At 35.2% G+C, this 26,217-nt stretch carries 19 protein-coding genes; 10 read left to right on the forward strand and 9 right to left on the reverse strand.

Annotated features, from left to right (window positions below; all coding sequences use genetic code 11):
* Window positions 1-16: 16 nt before the first annotated feature.
* Together RT723_RS13555 and RT723_RS13560 are read right to left on the reverse strand one after the other, a co-directional pair.
* Window positions 17-679: a hypothetical protein gene (locus RT723_RS13555; protein ID WP_315947587.1), complete on the reverse strand. Its 663-nt coding sequence runs from the start codon at window positions 677-679 to the stop codon at window positions 17-19.
* Window positions 680-808: 129 nt separating this feature from the next.
* The gene (locus RT723_RS13560) at window positions 809-2,776 is read right to left on the reverse strand and encodes a hypothetical protein (RefSeq protein ID WP_315947588.1); all 1,968 of its coding nucleotides are present in this window, start codon (window positions 2,774-2,776) and stop codon (window positions 809-811) included.
* Between the two features lie 252 nt (window positions 2,777-3,028).
* On the opposite strand from RT723_RS13560, the gene RT723_RS13565 reads away from it, so the two are divergent.
* The 4 genes from RT723_RS13565 to RT723_RS13580 all read left to right on the forward strand — a co-directional run bounded on the left by RT723_RS13565 (window position 3,029) and on the right by RT723_RS13580 (window position 9,852).
* Window positions 3,029-4,249: a site-specific integrase gene (locus RT723_RS13565; protein ID WP_315947589.1), complete on the forward strand. Its 1,221-nt coding sequence runs from the start codon at window positions 3,029-3,031 to the stop codon at window positions 4,247-4,249.
* A complete protein-coding gene (locus tag RT723_RS13570) occupies window positions 4,242-6,173 on the forward strand; it encodes a hypothetical protein (RefSeq protein ID WP_315947591.1) in 1,932 nt (643 codons plus the stop codon). The genes RT723_RS13565 and RT723_RS13570 overlap by 8 nt, the downstream gene beginning before the upstream one ends.
* A 342-nt stretch (window positions 6,174-6,515) precedes the next feature.
* Window positions 6,516-9,305, forward strand: coding sequence for a hypothetical protein (locus RT723_RS13575; protein ID WP_315947593.1), 2,790 nt, complete (start codon window positions 6,516-6,518; stop codon window positions 9,303-9,305).
* Complete coding sequence (locus RT723_RS13580) at window positions 9,298-9,852, forward strand: hypothetical protein (RefSeq protein ID WP_315947595.1); 555 nt, start codon at window positions 9,298-9,300, stop codon at window positions 9,850-9,852. Before RT723_RS13575 ends, RT723_RS13580 begins: the two co-directional genes overlap by 8 nt.
* A 34-nt stretch (window positions 9,853-9,886) precedes the next feature.
* Here RT723_RS13580 and dinB (RT723_RS13585) read toward each other — a convergent pair whose 3' ends face one another.
* From dinB (RT723_RS13585) to RT723_RS13610, 7 genes are all read right to left on the reverse strand, one after another.
* A complete protein-coding gene (gene dinB, locus RT723_RS13585) occupies window positions 9,887-10,807 on the reverse strand; it encodes a DNA polymerase IV (RefSeq protein ID WP_487379623.1) in 921 nt (306 codons plus the stop codon).
* Window positions 10,804-10,944, reverse strand: coding sequence for a Y-family DNA polymerase (locus tag RT723_RS18215; RefSeq protein WP_487379619.1), 141 nt, complete (start codon window positions 10,942-10,944; stop codon window positions 10,804-10,806). Before RT723_RS18215 ends, dinB (RT723_RS13585) begins: the two co-directional genes overlap by 4 nt.
* A gap of 185 nt (window positions 10,945-11,129) precedes the next feature.
* Complete coding sequence (locus RT723_RS13590) at window positions 11,130-12,950, reverse strand: AAA family ATPase (RefSeq protein WP_315947597.1); 1,821 nt, start codon at window positions 12,948-12,950, stop codon at window positions 11,130-11,132.
* Window positions 12,951-12,952: 2 nt separating this feature from the next.
* On the reverse strand, window positions 12,953-13,402 hold the full coding sequence (locus RT723_RS13595) for an ABC-three component system middle component 2 (RefSeq protein WP_315947599.1): 450 nt from the start codon (window positions 13,400-13,402) through the stop codon (window positions 12,953-12,955).
* Window positions 13,390-14,463: an ABC-three component system protein gene (locus tag RT723_RS13600; RefSeq protein ID WP_315947601.1), complete on the reverse strand. Its 1,074-nt coding sequence runs from the start codon at window positions 14,461-14,463 to the stop codon at window positions 13,390-13,392. The genes RT723_RS13595 and RT723_RS13600 overlap by 13 nt, the downstream gene beginning before the upstream one ends.
* A gap of 1,396 nt (window positions 14,464-15,859) precedes the next feature.
* Complete coding sequence (locus tag RT723_RS13605) at window positions 15,860-16,006, reverse strand: hypothetical protein (protein ID WP_315947603.1); 147 nt, start codon at window positions 16,004-16,006, stop codon at window positions 15,860-15,862.
* Between the two features lies 1 nt (window position 16,007).
* The gene (locus RT723_RS13610; protein ID WP_315947605.1) at window positions 16,008-17,354 is read right to left on the reverse strand and encodes an AAA family ATPase; all 1,347 of its coding nucleotides are present in this window, start codon (window positions 17,352-17,354) and stop codon (window positions 16,008-16,010) included.
* Between the two features lie 955 nt (window positions 17,355-18,309).
* Between RT723_RS13610 and RT723_RS13615 the strand changes: the two genes are divergently transcribed.
* The 6 genes from RT723_RS13615 (at window position 18,310) to ampD (ending at window position 26,164) form a co-directional block, all read left to right on the forward strand.
* Window positions 18,310-18,555, forward strand: coding sequence for a helix-turn-helix domain-containing protein (locus tag RT723_RS13615; RefSeq protein WP_315947606.1), 246 nt, complete (start codon window positions 18,310-18,312; stop codon window positions 18,553-18,555).
* Window positions 18,556-19,052: 497 nt separating this feature from the next.
* Window positions 19,053-20,126 (forward strand): DNA polymerase IV, encoded by a 1,074-nt coding sequence (dinB, locus tag RT723_RS13620; protein ID WP_315947607.1) that lies wholly within the window; start codon window positions 19,053-19,055, stop codon window positions 20,124-20,126.
* Between the two features lie 114 nt (window positions 20,127-20,240).
* On the forward strand, window positions 20,241-21,782 hold the full coding sequence (locus tag RT723_RS13625; RefSeq protein ID WP_315947608.1) for a M17 family metallopeptidase: 1,542 nt from the start codon (window positions 20,241-20,243) through the stop codon (window positions 21,780-21,782).
* Window positions 21,783-21,957: 175 nt separating this feature from the next.
* Window positions 21,958-22,809 (forward strand): MBL fold metallo-hydrolase, encoded by an 852-nt coding sequence (locus RT723_RS13630; protein WP_315947610.1) that lies wholly within the window; start codon window positions 21,958-21,960, stop codon window positions 22,807-22,809.
* Between the two features lie 87 nt (window positions 22,810-22,896).
* Window positions 22,897-25,593 (forward strand): ATP-binding protein, encoded by a 2,697-nt coding sequence (locus RT723_RS13635; RefSeq protein ID WP_315947612.1) that lies wholly within the window; start codon window positions 22,897-22,899, stop codon window positions 25,591-25,593.
* On the forward strand, window positions 25,577-26,164 hold the full coding sequence (gene ampD / locus RT723_RS13640; protein WP_315947613.1) for a 1,6-anhydro-N-acetylmuramyl-L-alanine amidase AmpD: 588 nt from the start codon (window positions 25,577-25,579) through the stop codon (window positions 26,162-26,164). Before RT723_RS13635 ends, ampD begins: the two co-directional genes overlap by 17 nt.
* The last annotated feature ends 53 nt before the right edge of the window (window positions 26,165-26,217 follow it).

Raw genomic sequence — 26,217 nt, forward strand, 5'->3', positions numbered from 1 at the left:
ATAAACAGTTTTAGAGTTAATTGAATTTATGTGCAGCTAAAGACGTACTTAAAGATTGAGTAAGGTTAGGAATCAAATGGCGAAAACGTTTGTGGATCATATGAAATCCTTTACGTTTTGCTAAGGTAAAAGTATTCAACCCTAAAGAGGTAATATTCTGAGTGTTTAGATCAAAAACCATGATCATGGCGTCTAATTTATTTTGCTCAAACATTTGTTCCATTCTTTTGTAATCACCAATCTCATATACGTTGATGGCTTTATTTGTAAGTAGTTCTTGGTAATAAGCTTCTTGAGCCACTAAACCTAGTATTTTGTTAGGATCGTCAAACAACTTTTTATTACATGCGATTGATTGCTGGCAGATTAACGTAACTTCGACCATACCCAAAGATGGTGGTACGCTGATATAATTAACTTGTTCATTCAGTATGTTTTCGGTTCGGACTACCAGTCCATCTAACCGATTTTGGCTTAACATTTTAAATGAACGTTTATCACTAACAGGGATAAAGTCTGGGTATATTCCTAATCTGGCATAGGATTCTTTTACAATTTGTAAATAATGTTGTTCAATTGCAGGATGTGGGGCATAACCTATTACGTTTATTGAATTATTTTCTGTCGCGACTGACGAATGACAAGCTAAAAAAAGTGTCAGCAATAATTTCAACTTCATTTTTACCCCAATAAACATATGTCTATATATCAGTGTAACCTATTGTAAATCATAGAGGAAATTCTGTGTGAATTTTAAGCACAAAAAAAGGTCTTATTTAAAGACCTTTTATATTAGATATATTGAGCACTATTTTACTGGCAGTGTAATCGTGCCTGTGTGGATTTCACCTTTTAATGTTTCATAGCTATATTCAAAAGAAATAGTATTAACGTCTGAATCTGTATTGTCATTCATATTATATTCAATGTAACCATATCTCCAATATTCACCATCAGTTAAGGTAGTGCCAAAGTTAATTGAGTTAGTATAACCAATGATATTTTCATTTAGAGCTAATGAAATTGTATTCACTTTTGAAAGTTGTAATGAGCCATTTCTTACTAAAGTATAAAGCTGATTAGTTGCAGTTTGTACACCATCCTTAATAATGATGCTTTTCTTCATTGTAAACTCTTTAAGTAAATTCACTTCTTTCGGTAAATACAAATACGTGTTCTGTGAAGTATAAGAGTCAGGGGTTGTCACATTTGCTGTATTATTTGTAACTATATATTGATCATTTACACGGTAATTATTGTTATCTAATACCATTGAGTTGATATCAAACAAATCGGTTTCAGCAAACTTTTCTTGACTGTAGAAGTTTAAACTTTGGTTAATATTTAGCTTTATATCACTCGCTTTTTCTTTGATTTCTCCAATGCTAAGCCTAAATTGCTCATTACTCGTAATTGGATCTTTTGGTCTTATGGTTAACATTGTATTGTTTAAGCTAAGCTCAGTGGTAGTTTCAATTTTTATATCTTGTTTTTCAATTAAAGTTGAACCCGATAATGTCAAATCATCAGCAGAGTCATTCCCTTTAACAACATTTAACTTATCAAGCTGTAAGATCTCAATTTCGCCGTCGATTAACTCAACAGGAACAGAGAAAAATAGCTTATAAGAATAATCATCTGGATCAACTTGCTGTGAGTAAGCAAGTAAAGATAAATTGGTATCTGCATTAGGGTTTAATTCTTGCGTATACATCACAATATCAATACCACTTTCATTTATGTCTACTTTATATTCACGGTCATTAGTATAATGAGCTGAACTACTGTTATAAACCTTTAAAGTATCTTCACTATCAATAGTTAATTCTGCGAAATTACTCATATATAACTTATCTTCGAATTCGAAAGACGGTAGGTTTATACGTAATTTATTTAAGATGTTCACATCCATTGTGTATTGGCCTAACTCATTATTATAAATAGCATTAACATTATTTAGTTTATCTAATAATGATAATGATGCGCCTTCAACTCGGTTTAGGTTTTGATCAAGTATGGTTATTCGCAGCTTTAATTCCTGAGGTTCTAAAGCTACCGCTATTTCAGGTATATACTTCTTAAGGTAAAGCGTATCAGCATTTTTTAAATTTGTTTCTGAAATCGTCAATCGATCTAGGTTGTTATAATAATTATCATAAAGTTGATAGTTATAGTCACCGTCGCCATCAGTATCTAAGTTGGCATAAAATATAGGTGTACTAAAATATTCAGGTATCGTAACAGAATAAGTATTCGTCGTTTGGTTATATGACGATTCATAATCATCTTGAAAGTAATAAGCAGTATTGTTTACAGAGCGAGCTGTAAATTTAAGATCAGTGATTGCGGTTTTAGTTTCAACATCAAGAACTGAAAACGAGTAGGTAATAGCTGGGCTAACGTTAATTGGTTGTAGATTCTGATAATTAATCCCTTCATCAGTGTAATACGTTCTTGTACTGATTGTACGAGGCATAAATTCGTCAGATGTACTTTCTATTAAAATAGTAATATCTGAGTTGCCAGCTAAGCCTTCTAGAGAGTATTCACCACTGTTAGCTTCAACAGAGTCACTCCATTGCGATCCTATTTTATAAGACACTAACGCACTTGCTGGAGCTTGGTTAGTTGATAAATCGATAATAGACCCTGTTAAGGTTACTGTTGGTGTTATGGCTGGCTCTATCGTTGTGTTATCGTCACTGTCATCTTTGACTTCGATACAAGCAGTTAAAAATAATGAGGCAAGCAAAGGCAGTAAAAAGTTACGTTCCATGTTGAATTTTCCAATTTAATTAATGTAATTGTTATAAATGAGCGCGCTAAGATACGCAGTTTAAGTCAGTATGTAAAATAAAAAACTTGCCCAATTAACTGTTTGTTTATACAGTTAACTTTATGAGAAAAATAATTCACATCGACATGGATTGTTATTAAACTCTAGAGTGTAATCTCCAAGAAATTTGTGTAAGAAATCAAAACGCTACTACACTGAAACTAAATGGGTTAGTTGATTCGTAAGAAGTGTATGTATAGATATAACGATAAAAAACTGAATAGACACTATGTTTATTTGGATGATGATCACAATCCATTAATTTTACCATGTCTTTTTGCTCGATATACACAAGTTCTAAACTTTAGAGTCGAGTCTAACTCTTATCAAGATGAAACTTCAAATAAGATAATTTACAAATTTTTAGAAAAAGAAATAGGGCCTGATACGAGTTATAAAATTTGCAATCATTTAGGTCGTTTTTTAGAGTGGGTAAATGAATATAATGATATTGAACACGTTAATATCTATACACATACAGCATTGCCGGACCTAGTAATAAATGAATATATAAATGAGTTTTTGATAGATGAATGCTCAAAAAGTGAAGCGGTTGTAGATCAGGCTGTTAACTCTATTAGTTCTTATTATAATTGGTTGGTTCTTTTCTTTGGGAATAAACGCAAATACATTGGAGTTAAAACTAAATTCAGAACAGCGGCACGAAATAATAATAAGGGACCTTTAGCTGTAAACTACTTGTTACCACAAACACGTGAAATTATTTATCGCAACACAAATACTCTATTACAGGAGATTGTTCTTAGAAATGGTGGTGAATTAGGATGCAGGACTATGGAAAACAGAGGTTTTTTGCTAAATGATTTTAAAGCAAATCAAAGGAAATACAGTGGAATACTAAGTTTATTTGAACAGCTAGAGTCTAATGGTAGTCAGAAGGAATTTAAATATCACTTGCCATCTTTATATACAAAGTATGGCCGGAGTCGAATGTTATATATACCTCGAGATTTACTGCAAAAAATGAAACGATATTGTGACTTGGAGAGACCTAAATCTAACTCAAATCATCTATTGCTAGCAAATTCAGGAAAGACAAAGGGGAAATGCATAGACAGATCCTTTGGGTCAAATACCTTTCTTTTAGCGAGAAGAAAAGTAATAGAGAAAATAAATTCAGGGATAGATTTATACTCTGGAATTCAAAATATCACAGAGAGTAATGTATATCACCATTTAAGACATTCTTTTGGTACTGACATTTTTTACAACCTGTGTGAAGGGCAAAATAAGAGCTATGAAAGTATAACGACAACATCAGGAATATACATAGAAACGGCAAGAAGATTAGGTCATAAAGTTGATGGAATGCATGCGAACGAAACGACGAAACGGTATATTCATTCTTGTGGTTATCGAGAACACATGTTGAAGGATGTAACTTATGGCTAGTAAAGGTATTTCAAAAGCTCATGAAAATAGAGAAATATTAAAATCTGAGTTATTAGAAGAGCAAATCTTAAGTGAGCTTCAAACTCGCCAAACTCCCCTGTCATCCACATATCCACTCAATTCGACTTTTATCTTGCTTCAAGAAATCCCTGGTACACGGCTAAAAGAACGTAAGTTAGTCTTTGAGGACATAAATGATACAACAAAGGCCTTTTTATATCGAGTGGTCATAGCTGCGCACAACTATGCATATGTTAGTGAGTTTGCGCCGAAATCAGCAAAGGTTGTTGTTGAGCAATATGGTGTACGTTTTATTAAATGGTTGAATGAAGCAAGAATATTAAACCGGTTCAATGCACTTAAAGAGTATGAAAAATATCATTTTGATTTGTTGGGGAACCACGGCGGCTATAGTGTTTTAAGTAAGTTGTTGGCAATACTGTCATATGCTTACGAATTTGACGAATTTCGGCTTACCTTGACAACTGATGAGTCAGAACTTTTTAGAAAGCTAAAAGGCACGTCAGTTAGCCCCAATCTAAATAAAAAGCAAATTTCATTAGCTAGTTACTTTGGGGCGCTTGATTGGTTGAGACGAGACGATGTAGGGGTTGGTAATCAACTTTATCTGACGCTGGCATCAGCTAAGTTGACGGTAAATTCGCTAAGGTGGACGGCATCTACAATTATTATCAAACTATTTGAATCTAAAGTTGCGTTACAACAATTTTTGGTTGTGAGCGGATTTACAGCTAATGATTTTCAGTTTATTGACGATCTGAGCCTAACAACCTCTGGTAAGAAAGTGTATACAGCAAAAATAGTCTATCGTTTGATAGAAAGTTTTCATTCTCTAGATGAAAAACCTTTAGGTTTAAGAAATGCACTAGAGTTGTTACTACTTTCAAATATGACTAACGTGACTAAATTCGAAAAAACAAGGCATGCACTTACTTCTAATGAGATTTTTAATGAGATATTTCATACTAAATATATAAATGTAGAAAACAATTTTTCAGCGTCTTTAGCAGAGCGTAATTTTAAAAGTTCTTTTGATGGTACTTTGCTTTCAATGAATGTTATATCGCGTATTTTAGATACAAAAAAGTCAATGCCAATAACAGAGTTGGAAAAATTAATGTTCAGTTGGTTAATGGCAAGCCTTACGGTTCAGCCTTCTGATATTCCCAAATTATCGTTGAATTCATTTCGGAAATTAATAGTAGGTGGAAGGATTGGACATATAGAATGCGAATATTTCAAAGGCCGATCCAATGCAATTCATAATACTCGAACTTTATCAACCAGAAAAATAGAAGGCAAAGCGCTACTTATCTACCTGGAACAGCATGAAAATAAGAAAATGCAGACTTTTACGGCGATTACACCACATCTTTTAAAAGGATTAAGGAGTGTTTATGGGAGCTTAGTGGCTGTTCTGGAATTACCTTATATGAAACAACAGTTGGAAACGTCACATTTACAGAATGGGGAGAGCCCTATAATTATACCTACAGTGCTACAGGCATTAATATCTCATCAATATAAGCCCACGAAAGGCCAGTTATTTGGATTGCAGGCGATAAAAAACTCAGCTGTTCATGCATATGCTGACCCGTACACTTTACACTACCTTATCAATCGTAATTCACATTCTAATGGGACAGAAAAGCTTCATTATCTAACCCAGGACAATGAGGAGTTTATTAATTCTTCAGGTCGTATCACTCGAAGTATCATGATAGATCTAATTAATAATGTATTTGATCTGGATTTCAATGAGCCAAATCAGTTCGAATTAGATGGTGACGAAATTAAAAAAAGAAAAATGACTTCGAAACTAAAAAGGCTATCTTTAATAACGAATTTTCTAATGTTACAGATGCGATATCTTATAAGTCGGAAGAGTTACTATCTAGATTAAAGGTAGTGACTGAACAGAGTAAGGGAGTAGTAAATGAAGTTGGGATTTTATCATTTTCTAATCTTAGAGAAGAAAACTTGCTACCGATTTATGTATTAGATAGTAAAATCACCGTATTCAAAATGCTCAATTATCTTTATGAATTCAAAAAAATACAAAAAATTATTATGTAGTAACTCTGATTATCTCTACTTAACTGTATTCCCATATGTCGAATGGATTGAGAAAGTACTGCCTACACTTAGCAAAAAATCATTAAGAGATGGAGAGGAACTCTATAATATTGCGAGAAGCAATGGAGTTACCGTCAGTGTTTTTCATTCGCTCTAATAAGGAAAGCCTATGTTAAGAAGAGTTAAGGATAATAAATTAAATACTTTCTGGGAAGAACAAAATACTAAGTTGCTTGCCCATGAAAACTTTCTAAATGAATATGGGGATATTTATTCTGACAAGTTATATTTTCGGAAAAGTAATGGTGGTAAAACTGAGTTAGATTTTTCAATATTCGAAATGCCACATTTAAATGCACATAGGCCTGCGAGATTGAATATAGGTGGCGCTTGTTATTCACTATCAATGGCTGAATATGTAAAGCTCTCTGTAGTTTGCGCTGTTGTTCTGAAAAGAACAGATTTAGCACGTATTGTATATCAATTTAATCTCGATTTGGCTGGTTTTTTTAAACTTCAAGAGTGTAATTTACTTGTTTCAAAAAATGTTGAAAGTTTTCATTTGAATTTTCTTACGAATAGGTTTAATCGTAAAGGAATGTTCGCTCGTTTAAGTGCTCCAGCTCATAATTCGACATACGGTTATTGTAACTTAATGGACCAAAGAGATGGCCTACATTCGATAGGCGTATCAGGAGTGGTTGATGTTAAATTAACAAGTAAAATGTACCAATCGGCTTTGAATAATGTTTGTAAATCCTTAATGGGAATAACTCTATCAGAGTACAAAAAAGGTAGTAGTTTAAACTTTTTGACCTTGGAAATAGGTCAGTATTATATGGATTATTTGCGAGGGTGTTATGAGGATAACTACTTTTACACACTTATATGCAAGCGTTCAATATCGAAAGTATATAAGAACATTGGTGTCAATGAAGGAGAAAACAAAAGTGCCGGTAGTGTGAACCTATGGAGACTAGTTATTTTAGACACCATTCGTGGTACTTACCAATTTAACAAAAAATCCAACACCACAGGGCTTAATTCAGACGAGCTGCACTATGCTACCAAATTAGTACTTTTCAGTGAGTACCAGAACAATTTTGAAAAGGTCATGGCTGTTAGAGAAAAGAATATCCTCATGGTAGTAAGGGAACTTGGTCTGGAGTCGCGCTTTGATGCAGTTGAAGTGATACGTTTACTCATGCTCCAAAAATACTTACCTTTTAATGCCAGTAAAGAGCCAGAAGACATTTGGATAGATTACTTGAGCTCTTTGAGTAGAAGTACTGTAGATAGTCATAAGTTGAATAAAGTAACAGTTGAAAATATTTACGAGTTAATGCGTAAGTTTATTGATAAGCAACGCCTTGACGAAGTAGCTTTTTTTAATTCTCTTCAACTTTGGTTTTTAGATCTGGTGCGGGACTCTAGAGTTAGAGGGATTGTAGATTTTACATTTACCCTTGAACGAGTGGCTGATGCAATGACTTGCTTGATTGTAGGTTGGCTTGGCTACAGAAAAAGTGAATATGGATTTCCTCTTTCAGCTATTCATGCAGAGCCTAACTTAGACATCTTAGATAACTCGCACATCCCTTTTCGATTTAAATTGAAATGGGTTGTTCCTAAGACCAATGGGTCTTCAAAATTGGATCGAGAAATCACATCTCAGTGCTACCAAGTTGCTTCAGAACTGAATGTACTTTTTCAACCACCTAATGGTGGACCTTGCTTGTACAAATCTTCTGGTTTAATAAAAAAACAACCTACGTCCAATCAATCAGGTGTATACCTTGAGATGCGAGTAAAGAGTAACTGGTTTATATTTGTTCAGCGATATAAGCCATTTAACGATGTTTTAGAGCTTGATAGGTTATCAATGAAAAAGAATAGCGAGTTGTCTCTTTCCGAAAAGCAAAGGTTCACGGAACTGAGTCATCAGTATGATCTTTCAAGTGCCCGCGGTAAACACTTATTAGAGAGTAGCAAAGCGCTTAGAGAAGGGATAGTCATTTTGAACTGCACGTATGTCGCAGGCTCAAGAGCACTTGAGCGTTTCAAAAACTCTTTAATTGAATATCAGCAGACCGGAGATATTTCAAATCTAGAACACAAAAAGGTAGTTGAAAACTACTTATCGGCAGAGACTAAAGTTTGGTTGAGCGGCAGTAATAGCCGAATAGACAGAAGGGCAATGAAGAGTATCGCTACGGAGCTACTTCGTTGCGTTAATTATCCGACTCCGCATGCCTTTCGCCATATTTGGGCGGAAGCAGTACTTATGCGTTATCAAGGGGATGTAGGTGCAGCTATACGTCATCAATTCTGTCATATGGATGATTCTTTTTTCATGGCTTACCTTAGAGATAAAGAAGCGAAGAGTTTGATCAGCGTTGCTCGTCCTAAAGTTTTAAACACGATTATTGATACATTACTCATTGAACATAAAGCAATCGGTCTTAATTTCTTAGGGGGGATTGCCCGGTTTGTAGGTAAGTCTGTCAGCATGACGCAAGTTGTCACACCTAGTGAGTTTAGAGCTCTTAGAGAGCAAATTACTCGTCGAGTTATTTCAGTAAACTCAGCACAGTACGCTACGTGTATCCCCAGAGAGGGGACGGAATCTAGAGCTAAGTGCGCTGAATTTGGAGGTATAAATCCTCATAATGCTAAGTTAGCATTTTGTCTAGATTGTACAAACGCTCTTGTTACCGAGGGCAACCTAAGAGGTATATGGGAAGTGATTCAACCGTTTATTAAAGAGTCCTTACATGAAGATGTTATGGGTTTTATGGTGCAGCATCACTTGCCAACGATACGATCAGCTGAAAAAAGAGTGAAGGAAATGCGTTTAGACTCCAATGCTGAAAAAGTTGATAAAATGCTGTATTGGTTTAGCAAAGCAATTGAAAGCATCGAGACAAAACTGTATGTGGAGGAAGAGTTACATGGATGATTTAGATGCGTTGATGTCAGATGATTTTCTTGACAGCTTAGACGTAAAAAATAACGACGATAAGCATCATCAGCAAGTAGATTGGCCAGTTTGGGTCAAAAGTGAAAGTCATACAACCTACCGCGTATGGAAAGCAATATTGAAGCTTAAAGTAACGAAAGAATTTCAAATAGCTAATTTCGGAAAGGTGGCCGACGGAAAAACCCCAAAAAGTCTCTATCGGATAAAAAAATCAGAGGTTGCACTAGCTGTCGGTGTATCTGCTCAAAGTATATTTAGAAGTTCAATGTTCAGTAAATATGTATTGCAGTTTTTTGATGTAGCAAATAAAGAGCTTCTTGAAAGGCACCAGCGAGAACAAAAAAAACAAAAATCTAGGTTTACAGTTACAGGGGTTCGTACAAAGAGAAAAGATGACTTGGTGTTTGAAGTGCAGGAGCTTCGTAACAAAGTTAAGGAGTTAGAATGCAGGCAAGTAAAGGACACGCTTGATGTAGTGCTTTCAAAAATGCCAATTGATTTAAGAAGGAAACTTAGAATGTATTAGTTTTATTAAAGCCCCGAGGGGAACGGACGTCACCCTACCATTCAAATGAAATTTGCTCTGTTTTACTTTTAATAGGTGTAAGCCCTATGTGGGTACCAAGTAGGCGTACCTTTTTTCCATTGCCTCGAGTAAAGGCTTCAATTAGTAATTCAGATAAAATGGCCAAGTCAATTTTATCTGTTGAAAACTCTTTTGTTGTTTGGTGAAAGTCCGAGAACTTGACCTTTACACCAATTTTACCGATACCATTTTCAATTAGGTGTGTTACAGCTCTTTTTTGAAGTTCGGGCAGTAATTTTTCTATAAGAATACTATTAAGGATAGATAAGTCAGAAATATCCTCAGGGAATGTTCTTTCTACCCCGATGGACTTTCTTTCTCTACTTATAATAATTGGTCTATCGTCATTACCACTACACCTATCCCATAATAATTTCCCTAGTTTGCCATATTTAGAGATTAATTTTTCCAAATTTAATGCTTTGACATCTCGGCCATATCTCAGGTTATCACGAAGTAGTTTTTCATTAGTTACCTTGCCGACTCCCGGTATTTTCCGTAATTCCATATCGTCAATGAAGGAATCTACATGATTAGGTGGGATGACAAATATACCGTTTGGTTTATTTAGGTCTGAAGCAACCTTCGCCAAGAACTTTATAGGAGCTATACCAGCTGAAGCTGTTAAATTGAGTTCTTTGTATATTGAAGAACAAATATCTTGGGCTATTAAAGTCGCAGAGCCATCAAAGAGTTTACATTCGGTGACATCCAAATATGCCTCATCTAAGCTTAACGGTTCAATTATGTGAGTATAGCGTTCAAAAATCTCTCGAATTTGAGAGCTAACCAATTTGTATACATCCATTCTACCAGGAACCAAAATTAAGTCAGGGCATTTTTGTAATGCAATACTAGTCGGCATCGCACTTTTAACACCATATTGTCTCGCTATATAATTACTAGTAGAAAGTACACCACGAGACTGTCTACTCCCCCTACAGCAACTGGTTTATTTACTAAGTCTGGGTTATCTCTAATTTCAACAGATACAAAGAATGCATCCATATCAACGTGAATTATTTTTCGCATAATTAAAGACCTAATATTTAAACTGTTTAAATATACAGTTAACTTCGTAAGGTATCAATAAAGAATAATCGTATTAAGGACTGTTCAACAAACTCGAATTGGACAAAAACGAGTCAGAATTGGATTTCTCTTAGGATCGTAAAGCACATTGTTTGTATGGATACAACGGATTTACGTTCCTTAAATTATGTTACTGGGAAGAACCCATATCGACCAATTTCCTTGTTCTTAGAAAAGTGGTAGTAAGTCATTTTTGGCTTCAAGTATTCATCTGGCTCTTGGTTTTCAAACACAATTATTTGTTTGTCATTAAAAGAGTCGCAAAGGTCAATGTAGAAAGCAAAAATCATATCCTTTTGTAACTGTACCTCATCATCGTTTTCATCATTATCACCCGCCTTATACGTGGTCAAAGGAGAGTCCAGAATTACAAACTTTGGGTGGCGTTCAAACTTAGACAAGTACTCCATCAAGCCGAGTGAAAACGCTGCATACGAGATTGCTCTATATCCTTTACCAAAATGAGATCGAGGCTTTCCACCTATTACCAAATCTCGACTTTTGATATCAAAGCTCACACTTTCATAGCCGGGAAATGCCCAACGCTGCAAGATTGAACTAATGTTTTTGCACAAAACATCTAATTCTGCACTGAAATCAGGAATTATGTATTTTTCAGTTCTATCTTCGAGCTGGACTCGCAATTCACCTATTTCTTTTAACAAGTTTTCACGAGAATCCACAATTGCTCTTTGTTTCGAAAACTCATTCTTTTTGTTATTTAAAAGCCTAATAGCAACTTTATAGTCTTTAAACTTCGAAGATATGTTATCGTCGATTATTTCGGACAGTTCTTTAACTGCCGCTTCTTTTTGAGTTATATCTTCTTCAAGCAATTTGTACTCTTCTTTTAAGTCATCAATCGAATCCTTTAATCCTTTAACTCGAAACTTATTCTTACTTATCTCCGCCTCAGTGCTTTGTATTAGTTGCTTTAGATCTTTTACATCTTTTTCTTTTTGAAACTCTTGATCACATGTGGGGCAATTTGCCAATTCATATAACCCAACGAATGACGCAGCTTCTGACCCTGCTTCTAATCTTTCTAAATCTGAATTATATTTATCGATTAAAAGAGTAAACCTTCCTTGCAGTAGCAAATTTTCTTTTTCTGCTTCACGTAATTTACTTAACTCGCCTCTAAAATTATTCCTTTGAGAATCAAGTTCACTATTTGCTTCAATTAGAGCAGTTAGTTCGTCTTGAGCCTTGAATAGAGATTCCTCCAATCCATTCAATTCTACGTCTAACTTTTCAGTTGTGACCTTTACTTCTTCATGGTTAGAAAATTTCTTGGCTACATATTCCTCCAGAGCTTTAACGCGAGACTCTACAGCTCCTTCCGTATCTTGCTGCTGCTTCAACTCTTTAACCACTGAGTCGTCCGCACCAGTGAGCATAGTCTTAAGTAATGACGTTTCTTGAGTATACTCTCGCTGGCCTTCTCCTAGAGGTGAAGATTCGGTAATTATTCGCCCCTCATCGACCAAAAATAGTTTGCTCAGCACGCGCAAAGTTAAAGAGGAAGTATTTAAGCTCTGTACACCTTTGACTAATACTTTGTCGTTTAATCCCAACTTATTGAGAATATGTGTTGATAGGTTATTTTTTCCTTTGTGGCTTGGGTTTAGAACAATAGTTTCTGATTCTGCACCATCTAGCTCAAGTTTAATTAAAGTTACTTTAGGTTTGGTAGCCGATATTTCCCTTCGAAGAATAAAGCTTTCTTTTTCATCAACTTGAATTTCCGTTTCAACGGTATTGTAGCCTTTAGCTTCATCAATATCTTTAGGAGGATCTTCACCACCAAAGATATATTGAAAACACTTAATAACATAAGATTTACCAGTATCAGATGCACCAGCAACTACATTTAATCCTTTCTCAAAGCAAAGTTCTGCTTTGAGTTTGCCTTTTCCTGTTACGGATATTCTTTTAATAATCATGCCTAAATCGAAACTCCTTTTCTTAACTCCATTATCGGTATCTGAATAATCCTTTTAGAATGCTTAGACAACCAACTTAATCGTTCCCAAATTTTGATGAAGTAATTTGAATTCAGGCAGCTAACAAAGCTATTTGTATTTTCATTCGCACAAAATGACTTTCCATTTTCATCATAGTGAACATCAATAAGTCCTTTTTTAATAAAAAACAAAAGAGATTTAGGAAGAAGTTCTCTCCGTTGTGCTATTTCAGCCAAATGATTTGGTACAGCAGGATGAAGATTTGATGGCCCATCAAACTCACTTGAATACAATAGTGCGTAGTCTAATAAGACCAATTCATCTATGTCGAATTTGTTGCCTTCCATACTCGATAGTATTAGCGCGGCTCTAGTTGCTAATTCAACATCACTATTGAATATCTGAGGAACTTTAAATTTTACCTGTTCCATTTTAAAGCCCCTTTATTTACCAATTGGTGGCAAGCGCCTTTTCTATCACGAATACTCATGTATAAATCTAATGGATGTGACGTAAATGAAACTTGTGTTACATGATTCGAAATGGCTAAATATTTATCCCAGCCATTATTGTGAACCATTAAAACAAGGCTAGAAATGGCTTCATAACAATTTTCAAGCAAGTTTTCGTAGGTATCTGGAGGCATAGAGTCTCTAGAAAATTTCTCTAGGCTTTCTGCTGAATAAAAGTTTTTACGAGCACTTTTTAATTCCATTAAAAACTCAGGAAATACGTCCAAATCATCAACAGAACTGACCTGAGCCTCTACGGATTCGATTGCCCGTAATAACTCAGCTATATATTTCAATTCATTAATTTGAATTTTTGGTGGAGGTGTCGCTGCGGCAGGTCTATCAAACTCTAATGCACCAAACCTTCTTATGTAGTAAGGAGTAAAATTTTTATGTAATTCGATAAGCTTTAACTGTGGGATTTGGTCAAATATCGTGAAATCTACTTTTTCATCAATAAACCTAAGAAAGTCCCCACTTAGACTTACGCTCTTAGTAGAGGTGATTTTATCCTTACACTTTTTATCCCAGCCAGAAATTAGTTCATTTTTCAGTTTTTGAGAATCTTTTAGGGCGTTTAGACTCACGCCATTTAATCCACTCTTAGCAACAAAATAATACTTCACAGGCATGGAAAAGTGCCCTTGATACGAGTGGTAGCAGAGCTTTCCTATTTCTAGGAGAATATCTGTTAAATTTAACGGTGAGCCATAATATTTACATTGAAAGTTTTCCCATTGGCTATCTGGGGTATACGCGATAACGTCTCGTCCCATATCTCCAGCACCACCAACTCTATTGACTCTAAGGTACTGTGTTTTCCAATAAGTTGCCAATTCGCAGGTAAATTCCTCCCAGTCTTCATCGTCCATTTGTTGAAGTCGCTTCAGAGGCGAAATGACTTCCCCTGCTAAAGCAGAAACGGCTGACAAAGGAGCATTATCATTTTTCGGAAGTGGAATTTCTTTTTCTAGTTCCATCTAAATATCGAGTCATCCAAGATTTTAATTATTATTTAACTTAATATATTCCTATATTTAGAACAAAAAATATAGCCTTTTAGTTTTCGTTTATATTGTTTATTTTGTATCTAGCAGCAGGATGTGACTTCTCATAAGCACGATCCAATTCAGGGTTCGTTACGTGGGTGTAGACCATTGTGGTCGAGATTCCTTATCAACTCATTTTGGGGCAAAAGCGTGTTAGCTTGAATGCCTGCTTTGTACCATTTTCGGACATTCAGCCTTAGCTCGTTTATGCCCCGAAACAAGTTAGGAAAATGCAATATTTGCATTTTGCTTTTGCCCCATAGTAAGTTAACACAAATAGTCTATTATAAACTTTTTTGTGACAAGAGGGCCGTGATGTCTTTTTGTTGGCGTTGTTATTTGTTCCGTATCACAAATTGTATTCTAACCCGTTACTTAGACTAACCTAAATCATGAAGGTAAAGGCCTTGGGATTCAAATTCAACTTCCCACACTTGAATCAAGTCGGTCAACAGGGCCAATCTTTGCTTTAAGTTTATAATTTAATTTTTAGTCACGAGCAAGCTTAACAGTAGCTAAGTGGTATCTATAGTATTGTTATTGCAAAGATATAAAGGATTAGGCCAACTTTAAAAACTCATGTTCAACTCCAGTCAGTTCAGCATTTTCGATGTTATCTTTAATTGTTTCAATTAAGTGCTTTATATTTGGTGACATTTTTTGTTTGTAAAGACATCCATCCAAATCACCAGACTCGCAAATGGGACACTTTGTCAATGCCTCCCCGCATTGTTGATGCAAATCATTTATATACCCAAGTAATTGATTAAAAAAATACTTTATATGCCATTTTCCTTTGCAAATATTTTTTAAGTCAAGTAGACATGATTGTCTAATCCCTTTAGCATTTCCAAAATAGTCCAGTTCTTCTTTTTTTGTCGCAACATTTCTAGTTTATTTGGAGCTAACAATATGGATTCATAATTTGCTGAGAAGGTTACTAATCCTCTGTATTCAGGTTCTACCGCTGCCTTAAGAGCTTCCAGAGTTATGTAATAAAAATCAGAAAAATCTTGATTTAGTTTTAATAAGAGGTGATCTGATAACACAGCACTTAGTTGTTCGTCCGTGGCTGAAGTTAACAGCTTGACCGTTGAAATAAGAGATCTTGAATTTACAAAGCAATTTTCGAATGAATAGGTTTCGAGATAATATAGACCGTTGAGATTTTTTATTTCATTTCTAAATGGTTTAGCATCGGAATCAACTATACCTAAACAGTGTTTGAATGCTTCGTGACCATCTCCATATATAGAATTTAGCTCTTCAAATTGAGTTTCAATCTCATGACACCCTGACGCACAACTTTTAAAATATCCGATATGCTTTACTTGGAGCTTTTTTTAATTTTATTGGCTAGGCTAATATACGTTTTTAAATCTTCCTTTCCTTCAACCACCACAAGTGAACGTCGTGTCATTACAGCTTTAATGACCGCTTTATGTAATTCTAAACGCATATCCTGAGGAGACATTTTAATATACCTCGTCAGAAATATACTTAACTTTCAGTTCTGCAAGGTTATCTATTGATTCTGCAATGATAGGGCTATGAGAAGCAACTATGATTTGGGTATTTGGAAGAACTTCTTCTAAAGTTGGTAACAGCGCTTCTTGCCACATAGCGTTTAAGGATATTTCAGGCTCATCAATAATAATAATATTTCGATTGCTAGCTTGCTCTAAAATCAATGTGAAAAGAGTCAAAATATGTCTTTCACCACTTGATAATTGATTTATTGAATGTGTTGTAGATTCCGTTTCAACCCATATTTTTTGTGTATCTATAAGTAACCTTTTATTTTCGCCAGTAAATTCGTTAAACCTGTCGACAATTGTGTTAATTGCTGACAACTCTTGCTCTGAGTCTTTAAGCTGAGTTGACATTTCACTTAGCAATCGAATTAATAGTTTATTTCCAGTTAAACTTTCCAAATCATCTTTTTGTTTTAATTTTCTTAATTCATCAACAATTCTATTTTTAAAACTGTTTTCAGTTTTGTCGTCTAAGGCTTCAATCAAAAGATCTTTATTTTTGAAGATATGAGAACTAATATCATTGAAGTAATGTGAGTGAGGACCAATATTACTCTCTTCAGAAATCGCGCCTGCTAATGTATCAAATAAGGCATTTTGAATTTTTCGAGCTGCGTTTCTCCTTGCTGTCCTATATCGTTCCAGCAACGAGCCCTCGACGTTATCCATATTAATGTCTTTTAAAAATGGATGTGGTTGCTGAAGGTCAAACGTGCTTGTTCTTCTGTTTGCATCAGCCCTAAATTTTAAGAAATTAAAAATTTCTTCTGAAAACTCTTCAATTTCTCTAACACTTCTAAAATTGGCTCTTAACTCTCTTTTTCGTTGTATAAAATTACTCAGTAACTTCCTATTTACATTTAGTTTATTTGAGTGCATCCCTCTTTCAACCCCGAGAGTTAAGGAGGTCGCGTCTGCTAATGGACTACTTGTTAATTGCTCCCAATCATAAAGGTATTCAACTACTTTTTCGACTTCATCAAAAAGAGATTCTTGAACTTCATAAACATGCTCAAACCTATTTACCACGATACAATCTTTAATTACTGTTGAGTGGTCTTTAGCATCATCAAAATGGCTATAATCAATAGTAATTTTAGAAACTTCTTCCTCGAGCAAAACAGAATCATCTTGTCGAAAAAAGCCATTGAGGATTTTGATTAGAGTCGTTTTACCTGAGCCGTTTCTACCAAATATAATTGAAGATTGAGCTTTCGAAAAATCGACTACAAGCGACTTGTTTGGGGATTTAAATCCTATAATTTCTAATCTGTCAATTCGAAGCATTTAAAAGTCCATCTCATAATTTGTTAATTTATTTTGCTTTAACGTCAAGTATTTATCAATAAAAAGTTATTCCAACTGAATTTCTAAAGAAGCTTTAATTAGTACAAGCCTAAATAGCTACTAACATTGAGATTTAATGCTCACCTAAAATGTACTGGAAAAAGTTCGATTTACAATGTTATTCCTCACCTTGATACTATTCGTATCACCGTCAGGATACAAAATTAGACGAGAATACATATCGTAGGCAATATAGACTAAATTGAAGAGCTGTAGTGTTTAACAATTAGAGTGTTTACGTTAACGCATTTCTGTCCAAAAGTGAGTTTTGAACTTTGTTGTCACAATTTCGTTGGATAGGCAGGTTGAATAAGTTTAAGTATTAATCAACCCTGTGTTAGAGAAAAGTTTTTAAATTTAATGTCAACCGACATCACTTACACCACCAAATGACACTTTATATACCAACCGGTTATGTTATTTGTCACTTATCACCAGCAAATGACACTTTATAAAACAACTGGTTATGTTAATTGTCACTATCACCAACAAATGACACTTTTATATAACAACTGGTTATGTTATTTGTCACTCATCACCCACAAATGACAATTTGTTTAATACACGGTTATATTATTTGTCACTTGTCATTGAACAATGAAACTCGACAATAATGAGTAGAACTATGAAAATAAATATCAAACTTTTTGATGTTTTTTGTCGTAGTTTGTCTTTTATTCTGACAAGGCTTTGTCCAATTGTGAGTTACTATACCTAAGGGCTGGGAAGTATGCTCCGTCTGCGACTTACTCACGAGTATACAAAATTTAATATAAACTCCTCTTTCAAACAGCCACCTATGTCATTTTTCAAAAGCTAATATTAAATTACCGATATTGGAGATTTTATTAGAAACGTACTACGGTATAAATTAAATTAATAAAAGGAACTAATTATGGGCTTTCAACAACCTAACCAACTAGATTTAGCAATTGCTCAAACATTAAAAAATAAGCGTGAAGAAAATGGCTGGGTTATGAAACAGGTGGCAAAGAAGTTAGATGTTCCTCATTCTTATATTAGTAAAATTGAATTAGGCGAAAAGAGGTTAAGTGCTGGGGAGTTGAATTGTTATTGCTCAGCCTTGAATGTAAGTATCGAACAAGTATTTTCAGAATCAATTATATCGAATTCGTTATAACTAACCAAAGTGCATATTTTGCACATTGCAAGCAATTCTTTATTCCATTATTTAGCAATATGCATTTTTTGCATGTTGCTAAAGAACACGTAGTCGTTGAAACGAACATTAGGCTTGTGAAATCAAAGCAAATCTTTCTGAGTACTAATAAGTGCTTTGTGCCAACTACAGACACTCTGTATTAGCTTCACTAATGTCAGACTAAGTTAACACTTAGTGCATTAAAAATGGCCTCGGCTTATAACTACAAATAAAGAAGTGAAAAAGTATTTTATTGACTACTGAAAATACCAATCACTCTAATCTGCTATTCAAAGTTCAGAACCGATCTAGTTCAGCTGATATCAATGGGCTAAACTTGGTTAATTAAAAAAATTGTTCGATTGAATACTATAAATACTCATACAATTATTATTGAAATAATTAATTATTTTTATTAGAAATTAATGTATGCGGAATTTGTAAGTGTTTTTTTACTCATAAATATCTAATTATTAATGGGAATATTTTTATTTGTTACTTTGCTAACATTTTTTACCCGAGGTTTTTCAGACGCCGCGGTTGAAATGCGCGAGAATCCAGCACTAAAAAACATTCCTATAGCTGTAGGTGGTGACTCGGAGCGCGGCGTATTGTGTACAAGTAATTATTTGGCTCGGCAATATGGCGTTCGTGCGGCGATGTCGTCTAGAAAAGCCAAACTGTTATGTCCTGAACTGCAAATTATTCCTATGCAAATGGCTTTGTATAAATCCATTTCAAATCAAATCCGCGATATATTTAGACAATACACTGATTTAATTGAACCCTTATCTTTGGATGAAGCATATCTAGATGTAACCAATTGTACTTTATTTGGTGGCAGTGCCACCCTAATTGCGCAGGATATTCTTAATAAAATATATTTGGAGACGGGATTAACTGCTTCAGCAGGTGTATCGGTTAATAAGTTCATCGCTAAAGTAGCATCTGATTTTAATAAACCTAATGGTATGTGTGTGGTGCCTCCAAATAAAATCATTGAATTTGTTCAGCAATTACCAGTTAAAGCGATTCCAGGTGTAGGGAAAGTTATGCAGAAAAAACTGAATCAGTATGGTATTCAATTTTGTGCAGACTTAGAGCGCTTTTCAATTAAAGAACTAGAGCAAAAGTTTGGAAAAATGGGCATTAGTTTATTTAACCGGATTAGGGGAGTGGATGATCGTCCTGTGTGTAATCACAGAGAATCAAAAACAACTTCAGTAGAAACCACATTTGACCAAGACATTAAAGTTGAACAAATCAATACTGAATTGTTGAATAAGTTAACCCAGCGACTTTATCAGCGCTTGGAAAAAGAAAATAAACCCATTGCAAAATTACAAGTGAAGTTAAAGTTTGATGATTTCATAAGTAAAACTAAAGAAACACAGCACACCTGTGTCAACATAGATTTATGCCATGAAATGTTGATTGAAATAGCAAAACAAAGACCGGTAAACAAAATAAGATTAATTGGAATTGGGGTGGGATATGGCAAAGAACCCATACAACAATTGCAATTATTTGCTCAACCGAATGGGCTGTAAACTTGCAAATTATTTTCAAATCCCAATACTTCATATAAATCCTGTTTAGGTGTACCAAAACGATATAATGCGTTTAATACCTGATAAAAAAATAAACATTTAAAGAGAGAATTCATGTCTTATCCAACTCCTATGGTCATTGCTAATTTGGCAACCGCATTGTCAGACAAGTCTTGGGATGCACTCGTTATTGTGGCTGAAAAGTTCCTTGACGTATTACCAGAGCCATTAAATGAAGTGATCAAAAACCAAGCTGAATTTGATTTACGAATTAATAAAGAGTTAATGAGTTTTATATCAGAAGATGTAAACCAAAGACGTGTGGTATTAGCACCTGTTGGACAAACATCTCGATATTTTGATGACGTCCGTAGTTATTACGATGCAGCAAAAAAAGCCGCGTCTGTAGTACTAAATATGGGGGCTAAAAAGCCACTGCTAGTGGTATTAGGTAATGATAAAGCCGCTTATCAACATGCTGAATTAGTCTCATATTTAGGTTTCGCTCAAGCCTTATGGCAACCACTTGAAGCGCGTGAAGCTTTAGGTGATTTAATCGAGCCTATTTCCTTAGTTGGGATTGTTGGTCAACACTTAGATGGCGCCAATGCAGCTGCATTGGAAAGTGGTCGTTACGTTGCTCGTGATTTGTGTGGCACAGAGCCAGAAAGAATGGCCCCTCCACAGTTTGCTGAATATTGTATAGAAACGTTTGAAAGAACCGATGTTGAGGTAACTATTACTGATGATATGCCAACAATACAAGCCGAATATCCACTTTTATGGGCGGTGGCTAGAGCATCTGTTGAAGTTAAACGTCATCAACCTAGAGTTATTCGTTTGGAGTACACGCCACCTGGAGCTGTTGATAAAACCTTAATGTTAGTGGGCAAAGGTATTGTTTATGATACTGGTGGAGCCGACTTAAAAACCGGTGGGCATATGGCAGGCATGAGTCGTGACAAAGGTGGTGCAGCCGCAGTCGCTGGATTTATGAAAACCGTTGCGGAATTAGCACCGCTTGGTATAAAAGTCGTTGCTGAAATAGCTGCCGTAAGAAACAGCATTGGTGCTGAAGCTTTTGTTTCTGATGAGATCATTACAGGTCACTCAGGTGTCAGAGTAAGAATTGGAAATACAGATGCTGAAGGCAGGTTAGTGATGGCCGACTTGTTATCAAAATTACGTGAGGAAGCTTTGGATGAAATTAACCCACTGTTGTTTACTGTTGCTACTTTAACCGGTCATGCAGCAAGGTCAGTTGGACCTTATACGGCGTTGGTTGAAAATGGCGTCTCCAGAGCTAAAGGATTTGGTGAATTATTAGTTCAGCAAGGAGATTTATTAGCGGATCCATGTGAAACATCGCGTTCTCGTCGTGAAGATTACACATTTGTACAACCGCGAACAAAAGCAGATGATTTATTGTCATCAAATAATGGCCCATCAGCGGTAACAGCGAGGGGACACCAATTCCCAATGGCATTTTTATCAATCGTATCAGGCTTAGATAAACATGATGTAAATGATGATCAGCCTTTGCCTTATATCCATATAGATATCGCAGGAAGTGGTGTTGAAGGTGGAGATTGGCAACACGGTAAACCATCAGCCGCACCAATAAATGCTTTGTTTGGGGCCTTTATTAATGCGTAAATAAACGCCTTAATTAAAACAAAACCACCTGAATTTAGGTGGTTTTTTTGTTTATGCTGTTTGAGGATGAAAAATCCAAATATTTACTTAAGTCATTATTTTTATTAATGATTGGTAGTTAGTTATAAAACATCTATAGTATTAAAACTATTTGATTAATTTGAAGCTGCCAGCTATGAAACCCTCTTCTTTATTTTTTTTAATAATTTCACTTTTTAGCGTACAAACCCTTGCCGATGACCGATTTAAAGATGTGCAAATTAAAGTGCAACACATTAACCTAAATGTTTATGTGTTATATGGTGCTGGGGGAAATATCGGGGTATTAGTTGGTACAGAAGGTATGTTATTAATAGATGATCAGTTTGAGCCATTAGCGCCTAAAATAGAAAAAGCATTAATAAATGTGACTAAACAAAAACAGAAAATAAAGTATGTTGTGAACACTCACTATCACGGAGATCATACTGGCTCTAATAATTATTTTGCAAAATCAGCGAGCATTTTGGCACATGAAAATGTCAGAAAACGCATGTCAGTAAAGAGTAAAGATAGTGGGCTTCCTGTTATTACATACGAAGACGGTATTAAACTGCATTTAAACCAAGAACGAATCCATGTGAAACACTTGGCGGCAGGTCATACTGATGGTGATTCAGTTGTTTACTTTGAGAAAGCCAATGTATGGCATTTTGGTGATTTGTTTTTTGAGTCTCGATTTCCTTTCATAGACGTTAAAAGTGGCGGTAGCATCGAAGGTTATATAACTAACTTAAATGCGTTATTAAAGAAAGTTAATGATGATGCGAAAATCATCCCTGGTCATGGTAAATTAACGGACAAAAATGGATTTAAACGTTTTATTGAAATGATAAAATCGACTAAAAATATCATTGTTGAGAAAAAACGTTCAGGTATGACGAAGCAACAAGTTATTGAGTCGGGGTTAGGCGAACAATGGAAGGTTTGGGATTGGAGTTTTATTACGGAGCAACGTTGGATAGAAACCCTATATGATAATATTTAGTGTTTGGTAAATATTTAGTTAACTATAAATCTAACGTCAATGAGTGATATCTGGCATTGATGAACAATAAGGGAATAGCATTTAACAATGCGCTTAAAACAGAAAATACTTTCTATAATTCTGCCACTTATCTTGATACCCATCGCGGTTTTGGGAATTTTTGCATATCGATATTCGCTTAACGCGCAAAGCACATTAGAAGAGGTAAAATTAAAAGCAGATATTAAATATCGAGTTAGCCAAGTTAACTTATATACCAATCATATAACTTCTGCTGTTACTTATCTGGCTACCAATAAACAATTTTTAGATGCTTTGTTAAAAGGTAAATCAGGAAGTTTTACCCAAGACGTAGAGGTTGAACTTGATAAATTTGCTAAAATTTATACCGACACCCAACAATTATCTTTAACTGCTCCAGATGGCCGTATTTTAACAACTTATCAAGCCAGTGAAACTAATCGTAATTTGATGAATAAGTTACCACTTACTTCACATATTGAATGGCAATTGATTACACCTAATAATGTGACTTCTCCTTTGATTGGGATGCAGCACCCAATCTTTATCGACTCGCTGAATAACAAAAAAACAATACTCGGCTATATAAATATTATTTTAGCGCCAAACTGGGAGGCGAAATTAAAACTAGAAAAAAGTCGTGGTGATAAATTTATGATCAGTGATCTGACTGGTAATTTATTGTTTAGTTTCCCAGAAGGTGAAATGGGAACAAGCATTCCAAGAAATGCATTTAGAAAACTGTATGACGCCACACAACACGACCAATCTTCTACCTTTAAACTTGGTTCAAACCATATATTTTTTTCTGGCCAATTAGTATCTGGCCAATATTTATTTCTATACGGACAAGATAAAAGTTTTGTTGGTAAAATCAACAATGAGCTTACTTGGATTGCATTAATTATTGTATTGTTGACCATGCTGGTCGCCGGGCTGTTGGTTTATCACAATATTCAAAAATTGGTCATTACCCCGATTAAACAATTGGCACAAGCGAAACAGAAAGTTGCTCAAGGTAAGTTCGATATAAAACTAAGTACAGAAAATAAAGATGAGTTTGGTGAATTGTTTTCTGCGTTTAACATCATGGTTAAACAACTAATTGTTTACCGAGAAAAAGAGCGAGATGGGCGTTTACGCTTGGAGTATAAAGTTAAAGAAAGAACAGAAGAACTAGTAGCCACTAATGTTGCATTGGAAAGTTCTAATATTGCGCTAGAAAAAGCAAAACAAGAATCTGAGCAGGCAAGTGAACTCAAGAGTGCTTTTGTTGCTAATATTAGCCATGAAATTAGAACCCCATTAACCGGAATCATGGGCTTTACCGAACAAATTATTGCAAATTCTCCTAATGATCGACATCAATTGGATTTGCTTGGGCGTGTATTAATAAGCGGCCGACATTTATTATCTCTTATCAATAACGTATTAGATGTTTCAAAGATAGAAGCGGATAAACTGGATATTGAAGTGACTGAGTTTAATATCTTTGAGTTGTTTAACGACGTAGTTAGTCTGTTGTCGACCCAAGCTGCAGATAAAAATTTAGAACTGGTTTTTAACTATATTTTCCCCATTCCACAATATGTTAGAACCGACAGCACTCGATTAAAACAAGTCTTGTTAAACTTGGCGAGTAATGCGATCAAATTTACAGAATCAGGCTCTGTTCAAATAGATGTTAAGTATTTAGATGCCAATTCAACTATTGAAGTGGTCGTCGTTGATACCGGAATTGGTATGAGTGAAGAAGTGGCCCAATCGTTATTTCAGCCTTTCATGCAAGCAGATGTCAGTATTTCTCGGCGATTTGGTGGTACAGGTTTAGGCCTCGTGATCTCTAAAAATTTAGCTCACTTATTAGGCGGGGACATAAGCGTAACGAGTGAAATAGGGAAAGGCAGTCAGTTTATCTTTGACTTCAAAATCAATGTGGATAACGGTGAACTTAACATTACCCAAATAAATTCATTATTAGATCTGGCCAATGAGCAGGGACAAGTATTTGGTTTTATTGAGTCTCAAAAAAATCAAGATATGGTTGAAGTTGTCGTTGAAAGCCAATTTCCACATGAAACAAAAGGTAAAGTTTTAGTAGCAGAAGATGTCGTTGATAATCAATATTTATTTAAGTTGTTATTAGACTCATTATCTTTGACATACGAGATCGTAAGTAACGGGGAACAAGCTATTGAAAAGGCGTTAACCGACGAATTTGATTTAATCTTGATGGACATGCAAATGCCAGTGATGGGCGGATTGGAAGCCACAAGTCTGTTACGACAAGCGGGTATCGATACGCCTATATATGCATTAACAGCAAATGTGATGAAAGAAGATCTTCAGCGGCATTTAGCTGCAGGTTGCAACGGTACAATAGCAAAACCAATAGACAGAGATGCATTTATGACATTGGTTCGATCGGTTTTAAATAATATTGAAGAAGTGGATTATCCAGCTTTTCCAAAGGAAAAACTAGACGAACTGAAACGTGATTACTTATTACAATTAACAGAACAAAGCACACTAATATCGAGGTATTTGACCAATATGGATTTACTTGGTTTGATGAGTGAATTCCACAAAATCAAAGGAAGCGCAGGCAGTTATGACTTAGTTGTGCTTAGCAGTCTAGCGGGGCAAATTGAACATTTTTGCGTAGAAAATAAAGATGCAGATTCGTTTTGGCCTGAACTGAAAAATCATGTTCACACACTATTGCAAACAATAAGAAATTTAATACATGCCGATTCAAATTAATTGTTCTCGACTAAAAACTGAAAAAAACATTTGGCTAGACGATGTGGATGTTTGTGAAAGCAGCCATTACGATGATCGAGAAGGAGCAAACAGTCATACTGTGGACTTATTAGTGATCCATAATATCAGTTTGCCACCAGCTGCATCAGAAACTGATTTTGATAATGACAATGTAGAGAAATTCTTTACCGGTAAGTTAGAAGTCGAGCAGCACCCGTATTTTTTATCCATCGCGGAATTAAGAGTATCGGCGCACCTCTATATAAAAAGAACCGGGCAGGTGGTGCAATTTGTCCCTTTGAATAAACGAGCTTGGCATGCAGGAGTCAGTGAATTTAATGGACGAAATCGTTGCAATGATTTTTCAATAGGCATTGAATTACAAGGAACCGATGAATTGCCTTATACTGATCATCAATATGAAGCATTACGCCGAGTATCAAAACAGATTCAAACTGTATATCCTGAGATTACTTTAGCTAATATTGTTGGGCATTGTGATATTGCTCCGGGTCGAAAAACCGATCCAGGTGTTAGTTTTGATTGGCAACGGTATAAAAATCAGCTCTAATAAATACCAGCTATATAAATATAAACCGTTTTAAAGAGTTAACTTTTTTGGAA

Source organism: Psychrosphaera aquimarina, assembly GCF_032461525.1.
GTDB lineage: Bacteria > Pseudomonadota > Gammaproteobacteria > Enterobacterales > Alteromonadaceae > Psychrosphaera > Psychrosphaera aquimarina.

Coding starts and splice junctions, on each gene's coding strand:
- RT723_RS13575 (WP_315947593.1), top strand. CDS start 6,516: ATGTTAAGAAGAGTTAAGGATAATAAATTAAATACTTTCTGGGAAGAA.
- dinB (WP_315947607.1), top strand. CDS start 19,053: ATGGGAATATTTTTATTTGTTACTTTGCTAACATTTTTTACCCGAGGT.
- RT723_RS13625 (WP_315947608.1), top strand. CDS start 20,241: ATGTCTTATCCAACTCCTATGGTCATTGCTAATTTGGCAACCGCATTG.
- RT723_RS13605 (WP_315947603.1), bottom strand. CDS start 16,006: ATGTCTCCTCAGGATATGCGTTTAGAATTACATAAAGCGGTCATTAAA.
- RT723_RS13590 (WP_315947597.1), bottom strand. CDS start 12,950: ATGATTATTAAAAGAATATCCGTAACAGGAAAAGGCAAACTCAAAGCA.
- RT723_RS13580 (WP_315947595.1), top strand. CDS start 9,298: ATGGATGATTTAGATGCGTTGATGTCAGATGATTTTCTTGACAGCTTA.
- RT723_RS13610 (WP_315947605.1), bottom strand. CDS start 17,354: ATGCTTCGAATTGACAGATTAGAAATTATAGGATTTAAATCCCCAAAC.
- RT723_RS13600 (WP_315947601.1), bottom strand. CDS start 14,463: ATGGAACTAGAAAAAGAAATTCCACTTCCGAAAAATGATAATGCTCCT.
- RT723_RS13595 (WP_315947599.1), bottom strand. CDS start 13,402: ATGGAACAGGTAAAATTTAAAGTTCCTCAGATATTCAATAGTGATGTT.
- RT723_RS13565 (WP_315947589.1), top strand. CDS start 3,029: ATGTATAGATATAACGATAAAAAACTGAATAGACACTATGTTTATTTG.
- RT723_RS13560 (WP_315947588.1), bottom strand. CDS start 2,776: ATGGAACGTAACTTTTTACTGCCTTTGCTTGCCTCATTATTTTTAACT.
- ampD (WP_315947613.1), top strand. CDS start 25,577: ATGCCGATTCAAATTAATTGTTCTCGACTAAAAACTGAAAAAAACATT.
- RT723_RS18215 (WP_487379619.1), bottom strand. CDS start 10,944: ATGCGAAAAATAATTCACGTTGATATGGATGCATTCTTTGTATCTGTT.
- RT723_RS13630 (WP_315947610.1), top strand. CDS start 21,958: ATGAAACCCTCTTCTTTATTTTTTTTAATAATTTCACTTTTTAGCGTA.
- RT723_RS13555 (WP_315947587.1), bottom strand. CDS start 679: ATGAAGTTGAAATTATTGCTGACACTTTTTTTAGCTTGTCATTCGTCA.
- RT723_RS13635 (WP_315947612.1), top strand. CDS start 22,897: ATGCGCTTAAAACAGAAAATACTTTCTATAATTCTGCCACTTATCTTG.
- RT723_RS13570 (WP_315947591.1), top strand. CDS start 4,242: ATGGCTAGTAAAGGTATTTCAAAAGCTCATGAAAATAGAGAAATATTA.
- RT723_RS13615 (WP_315947606.1), top strand. CDS start 18,310: ATGGGCTTTCAACAACCTAACCAACTAGATTTAGCAATTGCTCAAACA.